General features: G+C 48.9%; 13 protein-coding genes. 12 read left to right on the top strand and 1 reads right to left on the bottom strand.

The features are described 5' to 3' along the window. Positions 1 to 157: 157 nt before the first annotated feature. From WMW72_RS16115 to WMW72_RS16150, 9 genes are all read left to right on the top strand, one after another. Positions 158 to 8,530, top strand: coding sequence for an RHS repeat-associated core domain-containing protein (locus WMW72_RS16115; RefSeq protein WP_341416541.1), 8,373 nt, complete (start codon positions 158 to 160; stop codon positions 8,528 to 8,530). Positions 8,531 to 8,547: 17 nt separating this feature from the next. Further along, entirely contained in the window at positions 8,548 to 8,739 is a 192-nt protein-coding gene (locus tag WMW72_RS16120; protein ID WP_341416542.1) for a hypothetical protein, read from the top strand. Between the two features lie 196 nt (positions 8,740 to 8,935). Next, positions 8,936 to 9,451 (top strand): hypothetical protein, encoded by a 516-nt coding sequence (locus WMW72_RS16125; RefSeq protein WP_341416543.1) that lies wholly within the window; start codon positions 8,936 to 8,938, stop codon positions 9,449 to 9,451. After that, positions 9,448 to 9,600, top strand: a complete 153-nt coding sequence (locus tag WMW72_RS35600; RefSeq protein WP_423227557.1) for a hypothetical protein — start codon at positions 9,448 to 9,450, stop codon at positions 9,598 to 9,600. Before WMW72_RS16125 ends, WMW72_RS35600 begins: the two co-directional genes overlap by 4 nt. 1 nt (position 9,601) lies before the next feature. After that, a complete protein-coding gene (locus WMW72_RS16130; protein WP_341416544.1) occupies positions 9,602 to 10,129 on the top strand; it encodes a hypothetical protein in 528 nt (175 codons plus the stop codon). 160 nt (positions 10,130 to 10,289) lie between these two features. Further along, positions 10,290 to 11,510, top strand: a complete 1,221-nt coding sequence (locus WMW72_RS16135; protein WP_341416545.1) for an IS256 family transposase — start codon at positions 10,290 to 10,292, stop codon at positions 11,508 to 11,510. 499 nt (positions 11,511 to 12,009) lie between these two features. Further along, entirely contained in the window at positions 12,010 to 12,498 is a 489-nt protein-coding gene (locus tag WMW72_RS16140; protein WP_341416546.1) for an immunity 22 family protein, read from the top strand. Then, a complete protein-coding gene (locus WMW72_RS16145; RefSeq protein ID WP_341416547.1) occupies positions 12,495 to 12,851 on the top strand; it encodes a hypothetical protein in 357 nt (118 codons plus the stop codon). Before WMW72_RS16140 ends, WMW72_RS16145 begins: the two co-directional genes overlap by 4 nt. Before the next feature lie 587 nt (positions 12,852 to 13,438). Then, positions 13,439 to 13,624 carry a hypothetical protein gene (locus WMW72_RS16150; RefSeq protein WP_341416548.1) on the top strand — a complete coding sequence of 62 codons (186 nt, stop codon included), beginning with the start codon at positions 13,439 to 13,441 and terminating at the stop codon, positions 13,622 to 13,624. Between the two features lie 45 nt (positions 13,625 to 13,669). Here the strand turns inward: WMW72_RS16150 and WMW72_RS16155 are convergent, their stop codons facing one another. Next, positions 13,670 to 14,572: a helix-turn-helix domain-containing protein gene (locus WMW72_RS16155; RefSeq protein ID WP_341416549.1), complete on the bottom strand. Its 903-nt coding sequence runs from the start codon at positions 14,570 to 14,572 to the stop codon at positions 13,670 to 13,672. Between the two features lie 254 nt (positions 14,573 to 14,826). Here WMW72_RS16155 and WMW72_RS16160 point away from each other — a divergent pair, with 254 nt between their 5' ends. From WMW72_RS16160 to WMW72_RS16170, 3 genes are all read left to right on the top strand, one after another. Beyond that, complete coding sequence (locus WMW72_RS16160) at positions 14,827 to 15,879, top strand: Gfo/Idh/MocA family protein (protein WP_341416550.1); 1,053 nt, start codon at positions 14,827 to 14,829, stop codon at positions 15,877 to 15,879. Positions 15,880 to 16,095: 216 nt separating this feature from the next. Continuing rightward, complete coding sequence (locus WMW72_RS16165; RefSeq protein ID WP_341416551.1) at positions 16,096 to 16,731, top strand: pyridoxamine 5'-phosphate oxidase family protein; 636 nt, start codon at positions 16,096 to 16,098, stop codon at positions 16,729 to 16,731. 19 nt (positions 16,732 to 16,750) lie between these two features. Then, positions 16,751 to 17,590 (top strand): class I SAM-dependent methyltransferase, encoded by an 840-nt coding sequence (locus WMW72_RS16170; RefSeq protein ID WP_341416552.1) that lies wholly within the window; start codon positions 16,751 to 16,753, stop codon positions 17,588 to 17,590. Positions 17,591 to 17,651 lie beyond the last annotated feature (61 nt).

The raw sequence follows: 17,651 nt of genomic DNA on the forward strand, positions 1-17,651 counted from the left end.
TTCTTATACTTATGGCAAATCAACAGGCGCACAGACCAATGGCATTAATGGTACAAATCGATTGATTATAACCAATACTTCAGGCAGTACCATAACTATAACAAGTGGGCCAGTCCTTTTTGACATCGGCTATTCGCCTACTCCAGCTTTACGAAAAATGACCATTTGGCCGGATCAAAGTGTTGACGTTACGAATATTACAGACAAAAGCGGGGCCGTGAGGGCCGATGGAATCAATGATTATGCCAAGTATGACAATACGGGAGATCTCGTGATATATGCCAAACGCCGTGCAGCGGGTGAGCATACCTTGTCGGCAGGGAATCGAGTTGCCTTAACGAACCGGGACACTAAAGCCTATGAGGTGTGGGGACCTTATGAATCCTTGCAAATCAGCAGCCGTAATGCTCCGGCGGTTTATTATAAAACCCTCAGTCCCGGACAAAGCTTGGAGGCCGCTAATACGTCGAGTAAAAGTTTTGCGCTGTCGGTTGGAGGCATTTACGATAATGCCATCTATGAGTCAGACGGGTCGATTTATGCTTACGGACGTAAAAAAACAGCCGGTACACTGAGCGTTTCTTCAGGCAACAGTGCCGTACTAACGAATACGGATACGAAGTCCTATGAGGTAGCAGGGCCCTATGACGGGTTCCGCATCTCAGACCGCTCAATGCCTGCGTCTTTTGTATGGTCCTTGGGTGTTGGCCAAAGTATACAAGCACTTAATAAGACACCGAAAAACTTTTCCTTATCGTTTTCGGGAACTTATGATTTTGCGGAGTATACCAAGACAGGGGCCGTGGCTTCCATCGGTCGAGGTGTGAGTACGGCGTCGAGCCTGATTTCATCCGGCGGCTACCTGGCGGTCACCAATCGCGGAACTTCCGTCATGGAAGTGTCGGGGCCAAGCGACGGTTTTAACGTAAGCGGAAGAAATGCTCCTGCGTTGACGCTGCAGACGCTGCAGCCTGGGCAGCATATGGAGGCGGATAACCTCAATACCTCCAGCGCTTCCTTGATGTTAACCGGGACCTTTGACTATGCCTTGTACCAGGATAAGGATGGCATTACGTCTTATTCGCGAGGAACCAAGCTCACCACGTTGTCGGTTGGGGCTTCTAGACGTGCGGCCATCTCCAACACGGGAACGACTACAGCCGATGTATTCGGCGCTTATGATGCGTTTACATTCCGGGGAAGGACAAACCCGGTGACGTTTTACGCCTCCTTAATTCCAGGTCAAACGGTGGAGGCCATCAACCGCTCTTCAGGGAACTTCTCTTTGGTGACAACGGCGTCGACGGACTATGCGGAATACAAAGAAAACGGTGCGTCTGTCGCCTTCGAACGAAATAAAACAGCGGGTTCCAGCTTGGTTCCCCCCCAGAATCGCGTGGTGTTCACAAACAGCTCTGGTGTGGGAATGACCGTAAGTGGTCCGTTTGATGCGTTTCAAACCAACTTACGGCTGAATCCTGCGGTTTTTGTTCAAATATTGGGTCCAGGACGAAGCATGGAAGCGACCAATAAATCAACTCAGGCCGTTAATTTAAAAACGGCGGGTACCTACGATTATATTCAGAAATCGGAAAATGGAGATATTGGTCTATTTGACCGTGGTCGTGCACTGGGCTTTTTAAATGCTCCTGCAGATAGAACGGTGGGGATAACGAATGCCAGCCTCGGTAACGTAGAGGTAGCAGGTCCTTATGATATTTTCCAGGTCGTCAATCGTGTAAACCCTGTATTGTTCATTAAAGTTATGCAGCCGGGCCAGAGTGCAGACATCACCAACCATTCGACGAATCCTTACAGGGTTAACTCGACTTTCTCCGGTGATACGGCTGAATATAAGTCCGACGGTACTTTAGCGAGCTATGGGGTAGGCGGCGCCTCGGGTCTTTCCTTGATTGACGCAGGGAAGCGGATAGCTCTGATGAATACATCTGACAAAGCTGGCGAAGTGTGGGGCCCCTTTGACGCATTTGCCGTTAATGATCGAAGCACGCCCGTCACATTTGTCAAAGCGCTGGCTCCCGGGCAAACGGTCAAAGCCAAGCAAATCGCCAATAGTACGTTTAATGTGCGTCGTTCCGGTAAAACCGATTACGCCTTGTACAAGCCAACCGGTGCCATTTCTTCCTTTGGTCGCGCTGACTCGGGGACTATTGCAAGAATCGTCAGCCCTGGAGAATCCTTAATCATTACTAACACTGACCAAACGGAAGTCTTAGTAAGAGGTCCGTATGATGCCTTTCAATTAAGCGATAGGAGCGAGCCAGCTCTCTTTGTCAGGACCTTGGGTGGTAGTCAAAGTATAGATGTTACCAATCTGACGTCCACTACGGCATCTATTGCAATTGCTGGAAACCATGACTACTCCATGTATGATGGAAATGGGCCCATTAAGTCGTATGCCTCAGGTCCATCGGCCAGTCGAGACCTGGATGCCGGTGAACGTATCGGTATAGCAGGTACTGACGGCGCAGCCATTGAGGTGGCGGGACCTTACGATGTGTTTCGGGTGATCGAACGCTCGACGCCTGTTACCTATTCAACGACATTGAATCCTGGTCAAACCATACAGGCTCAGAGTACTTCTTCGAAGCTGTTTATGGTTAAAGTAACCGGGAAATTTGATTATGCTAAGTATAGCTCGGTTAAGACCTTAGATGCTTACGATCGAGCCACTACCTATGGCACAATTTCATTTGCAGCAGGTAGCTTTGCCCATATCACCGCATCGGATACGGCAGCAATCAAGGTGAAGGGCGCCTATGATGCCTTTACATGGACAGCCCGTCAAGAGCCTGCGCTTCTTGTAAAAACGACTGCGCCTGGCCAGAATATTGAAATACTTAACACGGGTCTGAATGCAACGACTCTAACGGTCAATGGCACTTTCGACTATGTTAAGTACAAACCAGATGGAGACATTCAAATCTATAGCAAGGGATCTGGTACCAGCACATTAAGCGCTGGGGAACGTGCGGCTTACATGAATACCGAGGCAGGGAATGTGGAATTCTCGGGGCCGTACGATATGCTGCAAGTCAGCGAGCGGAGCCGGCCGGTTAGCTATGTGAAGACACTTGCTCCAGGCCAAACCGTTCAGCTTCGCAATATCGTCAACAAGGATTATTTTATTCGCATGTCAGGGCTGTTCGACTACGTAAAATATAACGAGACAGGCAGTGTTCAAGCGAGTGATCAGGGCTCAACGAGTGCTAGCACGATTTCCGTTAGTGCGAATAAACGCATCATATTGACCAATGCCGATACGGTTCCGATTGAGGTGCGGGCTTCCTACGATGCTTTCGAGGCAACGGATCGTTCGGAAACGGCCTACCTGGTCCAGACCCTTAGTCCTTCTCAATCGGTAGGGTTTACGAATTTGACGAGTGGCAGCGTAGGCGTAAGAATGACGGGTATTTTTGACTATACCATTTATAATACAGATGGATCCGTCTCCATCTACGGTCAAAAACGAAATCCAACCACACTAACGGTAGCACCTTACAAACGGATTAAAATTACAAACAGCGATACGGTCGCCTTCCAAGCTGCTGCCCCGCGCGAAGCGGTCGAACTGGATAGCGGAAGCGGACCTGTCACTTTCTTCAAAGAACTGACGCAAGGACAAACCATACGTGCTGTTAATAACGGTAAATTTTCTTATTCGCTCAAAATACAGGGCACAATCGATTATGTCAAAACGAATGCTTCCGGCAACATTCTAGGCTGGGAGAAACAAGTCACGGTTAACAGTGTGGATGTAAGCCCTGGGGACGCCATCGTTCTGACGAACGCTGGATCGGAACCGGCCATGGTTGCCGGACCTAAGGATATCTTTGCTGTAGCCGATCGTTCGGCCCCTGCTTTGCTGCGCAAAAACTTGGCTTCCGGATCACATATGGATCTGACGAATAGTTCGGGCTCTTCGGTCACTCTTTCGCTTAGCGGCGACAGTTACGATCTGGTAAAAAGCAATGCTTCTGGCGCCGTGGCGTTATATCGGAGAGGAGATGCCGCTGAGAAGCAATCGCTGGCAGCTCAGCAGCGAATGAGTATTTCCAACACGGGCACGGCAGCACTTTCCTTGGTCGGACCCTATGATTCCATCCAGGCGATGGATCGACTGAATCCAGCCCTTGCCGTGAAGCCTGTCGAAAGCGGGCAAAGCCTTGCGGTTGTCAACATAACCGTGTCTTCCCAAACCGTAACGTTTGGGGGAAGCTTCACTTATCGTAAGCCCGACGGCACGATAGCCAGCGGGAAGGACACACTTAGCATTCCGGCCGGCGAACGTTACGTGCTGACGAGCAAGGAAGCATCGAAACAGGATGCATACGGACCATTTGATGTATTCCGCTTTGAAGCAGCAACTGCCATATCAGGAACGGCGGCAGTGAATGAAATTCGTAAGCTTGATCCTTCGCAGACGGATGCACAATCTCTGCATGCAGACCCAATTGATACCGCGACTGGCGCCCAAGTGATGCAGCGTACGTTGTTAACTGTACATGGTGCGGTAGATGTGCCTTTTGTCATTCAATATCATTCGCTGCTGTTGGATGCAGGCAAGCTTGGCGTAGGCTGGGGTCACAATTATGAGGCTCGTGTGGAGAACCAGGGAAATGGCAAGCTCGTGCTGCACTGGAACGCGAATCAACGTAATCTTTTTCAAGACAACGGCTCAGGCGTGTATGAGTCTGCCGATCGTTCTGTTCGACAGGACCAGATCGTCAAACAAGCTGATGGGTCATACCGGCTCAAACGCTTGAATGGAACGGAATACACCTTCTCTGCTTCCGGTGTCCTTCAAGAGATTCGCAGCAAGCAAGGGCAGCGTATTACTCTTACGTACACATCCGGCATGCTGACAGGCATCACTGAGCCTGTATCCGGTAAAGCTCTGACGCTGGCTTACGACAACGGCCGTTTGGCCAAGGTAAGCGATCCGCTTAATCGGCAAGTCTCGTTTACGTACGATTCGGGAGGGCGTTTGGTCAAGATCACGGACGCTGCAGGTTTGGAGTATGTCTATACCTACGATGCAACTGGCCGCATCCTTACCGCCAGCGAGCAAGGCGCGCGACTGTTCGTGAACACCTATGATGCCGAAGGCCGGGTCATTGGGCAAGAAAGCGGCATGGCAGAGAAGGGGAGCACCCGATTTGCTTATGCGGAAAACAGTGGAACCTTAACGACGATCGTTACCGATCGTATGAACAACGTGAAGCAATTGATTCACGACGAGAAGTATCAGTTGGTAGAGGCAGTTAGCGAGCTCGGTCAGCACACATCATTTGCGTATGATTCCAAAGGCAATCGTACGAAAGTGACCGATACGGTTGGGCAGTCGAATACGTTTGCGTATGATACGAGCAGCAATTTGACAAGTATAACGGATTATCTGGGTCAGAGCGTAGGCATGACCTACGATAATCGCCAAAATCTGCTGACGGTTACGGGTCCCGATCAGCTTCGCATCGTGAATGAATACGACGCCAAGCAGCAGCTCGTGAGCATTACCGATCCGGCAGGCAATAAGACGACTTACGTTTACGATGCTAACGGGCAATTGACGGAAGCTGTAGATGCAGCGTCGGGTCGTACCCAGTATAATTACAATAATGGATTGTTATCAGCTATAATCGGTCCGACTGGAAATCGGGTTCAATACACATATGATGCAGCGGGCCGTGTGACCACCATTCAGAACGCAAGCGGTAAATCGACCAAGATCGAATACGATAACAATGATCGCGTTCTGCGTGTAATCGATCCTTTAGGCTATGCAACCAGCTATACGTACAATCCGGCCGGGCAGCCGCTTACAGCCAGAGACGCCAAGGGCAATGTCACTTCGTACCAGTACGATTCAGACAACCAACTGACGTCTGTAACCGATGCATTGGGTCGAATAACTAAATTCACTTATGATCGGGAAGGTCGTGTCACGGAGGTTACCGACGCCAAAGGGCAGAAAACGGTCTACGGCTATGATGCCAAAGGTCGTTTGACAAGTGTGGCCAATCCGTTGGGCCAAAAGGTCAATTATGAGTATGACCAGCTTGATCGTAATACGGCAATGACCGATGCATTGGGCAATCGTGTCTACGACGTTACCTTTGACGGAGCGGGCAATCCTATTGCCGTAAAAGATGCGCTTGGTCGAAAAGCCAGTCAGCAGTTTGACGCACTGAACCGGCTGAAGCAGGCCACTGATCCGTTAAACCGTTCGACTAAGTTCAATTACGACAAGTTAGGCCGTTTGACCGACGTGACCGATGCGAAGCAAGGGATGAGCAGTTCTGTATTTAATGCACGGAGTCAAGTGACTTCTGTTAGCGATCCTAACAGGAACATAACCTCTTATCAATATGATGCGGCAGGCCGATTGGTACAGGAACAGAATGCTGCAGGAGGCACGCATCAATACGAGTATCACGTTAGCGGACTGCCTTCCAAGGAAACTAACGGAAGAAAGCAAGAGACTGTGTATACGTATATGGATAACGATCGGCTCTCAGGCTTTACAGACGCCGAAGGTCAAGTTTCCTACACATATGATGCGAACGGCAATGTGACCGCCGTGACCTCGTCTTCCGGAAAAGTGCTAACTCGCACCTTCGACAAGCTAAACCGTGTCGAGACATACACGGACGAAGACGGCAATACGCTCAACTATGCCTATGATGAAGTTGGCCAGTTGACCGGCTTGACCTATCCGGACGGCAAGCAAGTATCGTATGTTTACGATGCTGCAGGCCGGATGACGAGTGTGACGGATTGGGCCAATCGAAAAACAACCTATGCCTACGATTCAAACGGACGCCTGGTTCAGACAGTAAGGCCGGACGGCTCTGTGGAAAGTCGAACCTATGATGCCGCAGGGCAACTTGCCACATTATCCGACAAACTGGCGAATGGGACATGGATCAGCCGTTATACGTATACGTATGATGAGGCAGGAAATCTTGTAGGGGAAAATAACGCATTAACGACGTTCAAGACTTCCGATTCAGTTAGCACGGCTGTGTATGGAGCTAGAGCAGGGGCTGCTTCGGTTACGTCCTCCGTTTACGGCGGGGTTGAGGCTTTGCATGGACTTGGTGCAGGTACCTTGATCAATATGACGTACACGGCGGACAATCGCCTCGCCACTTATAACGGACAAGCCGTGATTTACGATGCCGACGGCAATATGACGTTGGGTCCTCTCGCTGGATCGATGGGCACCTATGTGTACGACGCCCGCAATAGGCTGATCGAAGCAGGCGGTATCCGATACACCTATAACAGCGAGAACCATCGGATTGCCAGCTTGGATACCAACGGTGGGACAACACGGTTTGTGGTAAATCCGCATGCGGTGCTTTCCCAACTGCTGATGGAAAAAGACGGCCAAGGCCAGGTCAAGGCTCGCTATGTATATGGTCTCGGCCTGATCGGCCGTGAAGACAGTGCAGGTCAATATCGAGTGTATCATTATGACCGCCGTGGCACCACCGTGGCACTCACCGACTTGGCGGGGCAAGTAACGGATCGATATATGTACGGCCCTTACGGCGAAGTGCTTCAGAAGCAGGGGAGTACACCGAATCCATTCCAATACAACGGCCGGGACGGTGTACAAACTGATGATAACGGGCTATACTACATGCGCGCCCGCTATTATAACCCCGAGGTCAAGCGTTTCATTAACCGTGATGTCGTGACGGGAACCATCGGCGCGGGACAAACCTTGAACCGGTATGCCTATGTAAACGGCAATCCGGTATCCTATATCGACCCATTTGGCTTGAGCCGCGACGGAGACACGTCCCCATGGATCAAGGGAGGAGACTTCCTGATCGACGCCGTACCTCTGGTCGGTACATTGAAGGGCTTCCAGCAGGCATTCAGCGGCATGAATCTAGTCACAGGCCAGCAGTTGTCAACCGCTGATCGTTGGGCCGAAGGAGTCGGTTCGGCGCTCAGTCTGGTGCCGATCCCTGGACTCAAGCACGGCGGGAAGTATGCGACCAAGGGAGTTATCTCTGCGGAGCAGAGCGTCGAGCGGTGGTTGGGGCGTAAGGGAACGGGTGATCTTGCCGAAGAGGGCAGCAGGTTAACTCGAAGGATACTTTCCGATGGAAGTGTTGTTGCAGATGTAACTAGTTTGCCAGGTAAAGAAGGAATTAACGTTTCAAGAAGACTATCGCCTAATGAGTTGAGACAACTAACCGACCAGCATGGAGTAGAATTTGCCTTGGTTTATGAGAGAGGAACTGGTAAAAATGGTGCAGGTGGAACGTATAAATTATTTTCTGGCACTCTAAACAGAGTAGGTGTACCAATTACAAAAGACTCGATGTTAATTTATCATACTCACCCTGCGGGTAGCCCGTTTGCCAGTGCTGGTGACAGAAGAGTATTGGAATTATTAGAACTAGTAGGTTCGCCCCAACGCAGTTCGCAAATTGTGCCTTCCGGTAGAAATGATGTGATTAGGTTTTATCCTGATGGAACACATAAATAAAATTGGGAGTGGAGTCAATGAACTTAGAAGAGTTTAGGTATATTTGGACAACTAACAGAGAGGATCATGTCCTTATCAAAGTGAAAAGTGGATATGCAATATATAACAGGACAGAAAAGACAGCTTTGTTAATTGAAGATGATGAGAAGTATGAAGCGATTATTAAGAATATGCTAGATAATGGGTGTGAAGTTTTGGAAAGCTTATAACTAAGGTTGTAAACAAAGACTTTTGAATATAGGGGTGGCATCGCGAGATGTCACCTCTTATATTTGGTAATAGGTAGGTCTTCTTTATTCCGCAGAAGGTGTTCGGCCTCGTGGACGCGACAGTCGTTAGCGTATTCGATGAAGGTGCGACCAGTTAATTTTGAACATTATTCAGAAATGATAGGATTCAAGTTGTATGCGCTGTGACCAAAGTCATTATCGCTGCGGAGCAGAGCGTCGAGCTGAGGGGACGGGTAATGATGCACAGACACCAAGAACCGGACCAGAATGGGATGAGTATTTCCGTTCAAAATATGGAGATGAAAATGTAGATTGGAAAACTAGTTCTGAATATAAGCTATATGGTGATAAGTATATTCCATATACACCTAAAATCAGACCAAATTCTATAATTACAAAGCCTACTTTACCTAAGGGTGGGAAACCAGAAGGAAACTATGCTAATGCTAAGGGTGAACGAGGATTAGAAAGACAAAATGAATCTGCTGATGTACTTGCAGAACAAGGATATCGCACTATAATGCTTGACGAGTTTGACAATGGTAATGGTTATGGAATCGTTCCCGAAAAAAGTCCAGACTTCATAATAGATAGGCAAGTTTTTGATTGTTACGCTCCTGATTTAGGTACGAAGCTAGACAACGTTTTAGAACTCTCAGAGAGAAAACTACAAAACAAGCAAGAAGAATAGTTTTAAATTTAAATGATTACCCTGTTGGAAAAAGGGCTGAACTTATTGAATTTATAAAAAGTCAAACACAAAAAGATTTAAAACATTTAGATGAACTACTAATCATTGAAGGCCGTCAAGTAACTAGAGCGTATTGGAGGTTTGAGTAAAATGGATTTTTGGCTATCTATTGGTTCTGATTTACCTAGAGAAGTTTTTAGAAAATTGCTTTACAATATGATATGTGAGGTATTAGTTTTGGAATTAAATATTTATGAAGCAGAAGTAAAGGATTGGTCTGATACTCAACATTTGAGTATTGGTTGCACTTATTTTTCTATAAGCATTAATTTAGATGATGAGGAAGAATATACAGAACGTTATCGCAAGCTGAATCTCGAAACGTATGGTGTGAATACAAACGTTAATATTAGTATTCAATTTATATCGCGTACATTTGATATCGGATGGTTAAAATTCCTTGAATTTATTGGAAAATTATTGCGATTGAACGAACAGGATTTGGTTGTTGAAGATGATTCCTCAAATCCACTATTGAAAAGAATTAAAGGGAGTTTGTTCATCAATAATAATTTAGATGAACACCGAATCTGGTATATGACTAAAGAAAATCTAGAACTACTGAATTATCCTTATGAAGAAGAAGATTTCTTAAAAACAAGTGAAGTAGAAGAGTAGAGGTTTGTCCAGATTTTTGGTGTCTATCAATAATTCTGTGTAACCATATTAACCACGCCACAATGCGAGCTTGCCGTCCGTGTTGTGGGAGTCTGTAAAATAAAATGTGTAAACTCTCAAACCTGCTAAAATGAAAGTAACAGAAAGGTTGGGAGCACACATGGGTTTATGGACAAAGGAACAACTTCGCGCATTCATCAAGGAGAACAAGCTTGTCACCGCTCAGGACGCTCAGAATGCGTTGAAAGACTTGTTCGCCGAAACGCTGCAGGAGATGCTTGAGGCGGAGATGGATACGCATTTAGGCTATGCGAAGCATGACGTGCAGAATAAGAAGACGAGCAACAGCCGCAACGGAAAGAGCAAGAAGCAGATCACCAGCGAATACGGCGAGCAGGAGATTACGGTGCCGAGGGACCGTCTCAGCGAGTTCGAACCGATCGTAGTAAAGAAACATCAATCCAGCGTGACCGGTATTGAGGATCAGATCATCGCCCTTTACGCCAAAGGCGTCAGCACGCGAGAAATCCAGGGTCATCTTCAGCAATTGTACGGTATCGACGTCTCTCCGACGATGATCTCGAACGTCACGAACAAGATTATCCCACTCATCAAGGAATGGCAGAATCGTCCGCTGCAAGGCGTTTACGCAGTCGTATTTCTGGATGCCATTCACTTTAAGGTCAAACAAGACGGCGCGATCGTGAACAAGGCAGCCTACATGGTCATCGGCATCGATCTGGACGGAAACAAGGACGTTCTAGGCATGTGGATCGGCGAGAACGAGTCCGCCAAGTTTTGGCTCAGCGTGCTGAATGACCTCAAAAACCGCGGCGTCCAAGACATTCTCATCACTTGTGTTGACAACCTAACGGGCTTCTCACAGGCAATTACGGCGTCCTATTCCAAAACGGAAATCCAAAAGTGTATGATCCACCAGATCCGCAACTCCACGCGCTACGTCTCTTACAAGGATCTTAAGAAAGTGACGGCCGATCTGAAGCCGATCTATAAGGCAGCAACCGAGGAAATGGCGCTTGTGGAGCTCGATCGCTTCGAAGAAGCTTGGGGAGCTAAATACCCGCTCATTATTCGCTCCTGGCGAAGCAACTGGGACGAGTTGGCCACGTTCTTCAAATACCCACCTGAGCTGCGCAAGCTCATTTACACCACGAACATGATCGAGAGCTACCACCGTCAGCTTCGCAAAGTGACCAAAGGAAAGAGCATCTTCCCAAGCGATGAAGCGCTGCTGAAAATGCTCTATCTCGTCACCATGGACGTCACCCGTAAATGGACAGGCCGTGTCCAAAACTGGGGACAAATGCTTCTTCAACTCTCCGTTTTCTTTCCAGAACGAATCGGCCAGCATCTGCCGTGAGGGTCAATCTCCCCCTCGGGGGAGATTCGCTATATTCGAGTTTACACAAAATATTTGACAGACCCAAGGTTTTATAACATACGAAAAAAAATGTGAGACTGATTGGGAACAAGTAATCTTCTAAAGGACTATCAACATTTTTTCGTTCTTTGGTATGAATACGGCGGTTTATGAAGTAGACCTCCCACCCAGTGCCGAATGAACCCATCATTCAACAAATAGCACATATAACCCATGTAATGCCCGTATGAAGATTTCGTCATTTCGTTTATATGTACATCAAATGCTTTAATTCTGTAACCTAAATAAAGCTATTCCGATACGCGAAGCAGGTCAATTATGGTCAGATGTCACCATGATTAATATGTTTTTTTGCTATGTTCGCTTTCTCGCAGATTATGATATGTTTAAAAGAAGATTACAAATTTGGGCGAACTATAGATTTGAAGGTGGGATAGGTACTCTGCCTGATGGATCAAAACCCTAGAGGAGGCTTAACATGGAAAAGGAAGGATTCGTATCTCTGTGGGTAGGGAGAGTTCAATCTTCCGAGGAACTGGATAGATTACTTGCTGTTTCTTATTCAGATGAAGGAGATTTTATTCCATCTATATTTGCTAAACACTTTGAAATTCGTAGATATGATGATGCGGTAAGAGAAGCAGAACATTATGAAGAGGCGAGTACTGACCTGAATCAATTACTTGAAGGGTTCTCTTATGATGATGAAATTGTCCCGAGATTTGATATGCTAGTGCATGAAGAATTGCTAAATGATATTAATGCAGTAGTTTTACTTTATAACTTTAAGTATACTGGGGAAATTGTTGAAGCTACAATTCAATCGAATTACCTGAGATTCTTAGGTACGGTAGAATATCAGCCTGATGTCGATTCTCGGACTCAAGTACGGAGGCAAGTATGCGACCAAAGGCATTATCGCTGCGGAGCAGAAAGCCAAGATAATTTAAAAGTAGGTGAAGTATGAAAAATCAATCAATTCCACCAAAATTCAAACTGCTTCCTTTAAGAATTCCATCAAGTTGGGAGATCAGTTATAACTCACTAGTTGAGCTTGATCCTTCGCACTTAAAGGATGAAGAAGAGAAATGGCGTAATTTTACTGAGGATTTACTTCAAATCAAACATATTAAATATAATATTCTATTAGATGTAGGGTGGTATCCTGAGAGTGATCCTAATGGTTCTTACGGGCTTGAATTAATTAAAAATCACGATTGGAGAAACCCCTTGGTTTCATTTGATACAAAAAATAGAGATGAACTTGTCGAAAAAATTGAGTTTTTATTGTGGCAAGTTGGTGAAGGCTACTATATTTAATACTCTCTTAATCTTGATTGACTTCGTGCCTTTCAAGGTTTCTTTTAGGTGGGGTTACCCAGTGTCGAATAAATCATTTGAACCTTGATCGTCTTCATGCCGGTCAAGGTTTTTTTCTGTAACCGAGACGGCCATCAAAGCGTGTTTCCGAGTGGGTTTAATTACCCATCCCCCAATGATAAATGGGTAATTTGATATAGCTATAAAATTGAATAAATCATGAACAAGTTGAAATTTTCTTGTTTCAGCGAACATCCATTGTCGATTTTTGAGATTTTTGTGAGACGGAGTTGATATAATGAAATCAATGTGGGATAAAAGTCCTAGATGACATCCGAGACAAACCTTCAGCGTAATGGGACTAGGTCGAACTAGTTAAGGGGGATTTTTGGTGATCAATAGTCTGAATCCTTTGTGGATGATCGTGGGTATTATTTTGTTTGCTTGTGTGCTGCTCGGAGCGTTCAAGGCGTTGCTGCAGGAATAATCAGAGAGCGTGGAACCCGGCTTATGGGGTGCCGTTCTTGGAACGATCAACTTTACATAGAATGGAGGGCCTGAGGAAGATCATGAAGACGATAGACCGTGTGAGTGAGCAATTTTATCAAGAGCTTCGTCAATTGAGCTATGAGGATGAGATCAGATCCAGGCTGCTTATAGATGGAGTCAAGCAGATTTTGGAGCAGAAGCAGCAGAAGAAGCATTTCCTGTACAAAATGTTTCATCCCAAGATGCAAACCAAGCCGGTTAGTTGGTTCCGGTGGAACCGGTAAAGCCAGGTGATCCTGGAGCGGGGCAGCACCCGGCCTTAAGGAGATTTATAGCTGGGAGAAGCCTCGCTTCCGGAACTGAGACGGCGTCATGCCTTTATGCTGTTTGAATAGCTTCGTCAAGGAATTGGGATTGTCGCACCCGATCCGGCCGGCGATCTCGGTAATGGAGAGATCCGACTCCAGCAGCAGGCGCTCGGCCTCGCGGACGCGGCAGACGTTCACATACTCGATAAACGTCTGGCCCGTTAGTTTTTTGAACAATTTGCAAAAATGATAGGGGTTCAGGTTCATATGCCTGGCGGCTTCGGCTACCGTATGTTTGTCTGAGAGGGTAGCCTCGATATGCCGGATCAGCGACTTGAAGCGGTCGCGATGCTGTGTCAAGGCCTTGCTAGGCGTAATCGGCGTCTGCTGGGGCAGGTAGGTTCTGGCCAGCAGGGTCAGCAGCATATGAAGCTGGGATGCGATGATCAGCTGATAGGCGGGACGCTTGGCCTTGAACTCGCTAGCGGCTTCCTCCAGCAGGGCGGACAAACCGGTGCAAGCAGGTTCTGTCAGCGACGGCTTCACAGGCAGCGCGAGGCTGCCTTCGAGATAGGGGAGGATATAGCTGCGGTGTACCGGATCATGCGCCCAGCTCTGGAACAAGGACCGGTTGAACACGATGGACAAATAGGCGAGCTCGCCCTCGCAGGCACTGTAGCCGACATGCAAGCCTCCGCCCGGGACGAGCAGCACATCTCCAGGCTGAGCGTCGTAGGGCCGGCTGTCGATATGGAAGATGGCGCGGCCCTGCTGCATGACGATGATCTCGAAATGCTCATGCCAGTGCAGATGCAGGATCATCCCGCCGGATTTGGCGGCCGGATGTTCGTTGAAGAAGAAGTGGAAGGGATGATCCTTTTCTTGGATTTCCGTATGCTCGCGAAGCTCCTGAGGGTAGATCATATCGCTAGAACCTCACAAGATTGGATTGGTATATGTCAAGATTGGCAGAGAAATAGCCGATTCCGGGAGATATACTGAAGATGCCAATTAAATTGTACACCAAGATTGGAAGGGTGCTCAAGTGTGGAATCTCGGGACTGACGGACAAGCTGCTGAAGATTTGACGCATTGTTCAGTTGTTCCGTTCGCGTCTTCAGAAGCGAAGCAGGGCCTGAGTCTTGGGCAGCAGTGTACACTGAGGGAGACGATAGCAGATGACGGTGAAATACAAGGTGGTTGTGGCGGGCTGCGGCGGCATGTCCAACGCTTGGATCGATTACGCTCTGGAGAGGCCGGATACGGAGATCGTGGCCTTGGTCGATCTCAAGCTGGAGTTCGCGGACAAGATGAAGGAGAAGAAGGGCTTATCCTGCGAGACGTTCGCGGATCTGGCTACGGCCATCGAGCGGACTGGGGCTAATGTGGTCTTCGATGTAACCATCCCGTCTAGCCACTTTCAGATTGCCAGCACGGCCATGAGGATGGGATGTCATGTCTTCGGCGAGAAGCCGCTGGCCGCGACGATGGAAGAGTGCGATGCGATCGTGCGCATCGCGGAGGAGACGGGACGCACGCATGCAGTCATGCAGAACCGCCGGTTCGATCCCCGTATCCGCGCGCTAAGCCGGATGATCGGCTCAGGGACGGTCGGCCGTCTGGAGATGATCGGTGCCGACTTTTTCATCGGGGCGCATTTCGGAGGCTTTAGAGAAGAGATGGACAGCCCGCTGCTGCTGGATATGGCGATCCATACCTTTGATCAGGCTAGACTCATCTCGGGAGCGAATCCGGTGTCGGTCTACTGTCATGAGTTCAACCCTCCGGGCTCGTGGTATGCAGGACATGCCTCCGTCGTCTGCATCTTCGAGATGTCCGACGGCTCGGTGTTTAACTACCGGGGCTCCTGGTGCGCAGAAGGGGCTCCGACCTCTTGGGAAGCGGCATGGCGTGTCGTAGGGGAGAAGGGGACGGCGATCTGGGACGGTCACGGTCAGCCTTACGCGGAGGTCGTAGCGGCGGGTTCTCAGGAAGGGAAGTTTATCCGAGATTACGTCCGGATAGAACCGGCCGAGGCCGATCAGCCGGCTGACGAAGCGCTGAAGGGCCATCGTGGCTGTCTGGTGGAGATGTTTCAATCACTGGAGGAGCAGCGCCCTCCGGAAACGGACTGTCGGGACAACCGATATAGCATGGCGATGGTGCTGGCTGCGCTTGATAGCGCAAAAACCGGCAGGAAAGTAGATCTAGCATCATTTATATGCGTTTAGTGCAGGCAAGCAAGGGCTAGAGGACGGACCGAATTCGGTGATCCGTTTTCTGGCCCTTTTCTGTTTCTATGCTGTAAGGGATGTACTATTTCTGCAAGATGGTTAGGCAGGCGGTTCCTGATTCTTCCCCCTCAACTTCCTGATGGGGGCACTTGTGCCGAGGTGTATATGGTAAAATTATCTAACCTGACTTCATGTTGAAAGGAAGGAAAGCCCATGCAGCAGACCGATGATAACGAAAGGATCACGACGGAAGAAGAGCTTCGCGCACTAATGGGGTTTCCGAGCGAGCTCGTCCAGCGCAAAGCGATTACCCGGCTGGATGAGGCCTGCCGTGACTTTATCCGGCAATCCCCGTTTGCTTTGCTCTCCTCTTCCGATGCTTCCGGCCAATGTGATGTTTCCCCGAGAGGCGACGGCCCAGGCTTTGTCCACGTTGTAGATGAGCAGCATCTAGTGATTCCGGAGAGGCCCGGCAACAAGCGAATGGATACTCTGCGCAATATTCTGTCCAATCCGCAGATCGGAATGCTGTTTCTCATCCCCGGTCTAGGTGAAACACTGCGCGTTAACGGACGGGCGTATCTGACGAAGGATAGGCAGCTGCTGAGCCTGATGGCGGTGAGGCAGCAGGTGCCTCTAGTAGGCATCGTCGTCCAAGTGGATGAATGCTTCCTGCACTGTGCCAAGGCGTTCCGGCGCTCGCGGCTGTGGGAACCAGAATCCTGGCTAGGTCCCCAAGAGCTGCCGTCAGCTGCACAGATGTTGTCCAAGCATGTGAAGATGGACGGAATGAATGCCGAGCAGATTCAGGCGAGGCTTGAAGACAGCTATAGAAACCGGCTTTACTAATCCTTAGGAGGAATACTAGATGGATGAGCGTCGCTCTAGTTATCATTTTCAGCAGGTCAGTATTGGAGAAGAGGCTGAGCTGCTGCGCTTAAAGGAGCAGGCACTCATGGGCTGGGATAAGGAGCACCGGACGCTGAGGTCATTTGGCTTGAAGGACGGGATGAAGGTGCTGGAGGCCGGAAGCGGCCCGGGGTTCATCACGGAACAACTCGTGAAGGGCTTGCCGAATGGTTCTGTCACCGCCTTGGAGATAGACGAGGTTTTACTCGGTAAGGCGAGGCAAATGCTAAGCGATGTCCCCGCATCCAGACTTACCTTTATTCAAGGGTCCGTATACCGGACGGAATTGCCGGATGATACGTACGACTTTGTCATAGCACGCTTGCTTTTCCTTCATCTGATAGATCCGGTAGAGGCGGCTATCGAGCTCCGGCGTGTGCTGAAGCCTGGCGGCAAGCTCGTGATTATCGATGTCGACGATGCCATATTCGGGGCGATCCATCCGGACATTGACGTGCTCCCGTCCATCCTGAAGAAATTAGCCGCGCTGAAGGCCTCCAAGGGAGGGAGTCGTCATATCGGCAGAAGCTTGCCCCGGCTGCTCTCCGGATCAGGCTTTACGGATGTGGATATGGAGGCGGTGATTCAGCATAGTGACCTTCATGGGATCGAAGGCTTCAGGCGGGTGTTGGATGTCGGGCAGTTCGCCGGATTTTACCGCAGCGGAATCATCTCTCCTGAGGAATACGAGGCTTTGCACCGGTCGTATGACCAGTTCGTTCAAGCTCCGGATGCCCATGCGATGTTGGTTTTTCTGATGGCGTGCGGGACGAAGCCTCAGGGGGCTTGCGCAGACTAAGATTTAAGCTTAGGATGATCAAACGGGGATCACCTGCCAGGCCAGCATGCTCGCGGACCCT

This window comes from Paenibacillus filicis, from assembly GCF_038070315.1.
Taxonomy (GTDB): Bacteria; Bacillota; Bacilli; order Paenibacillales; family NBRC-103111; genus Paenibacillus_G; species Paenibacillus_G filicis.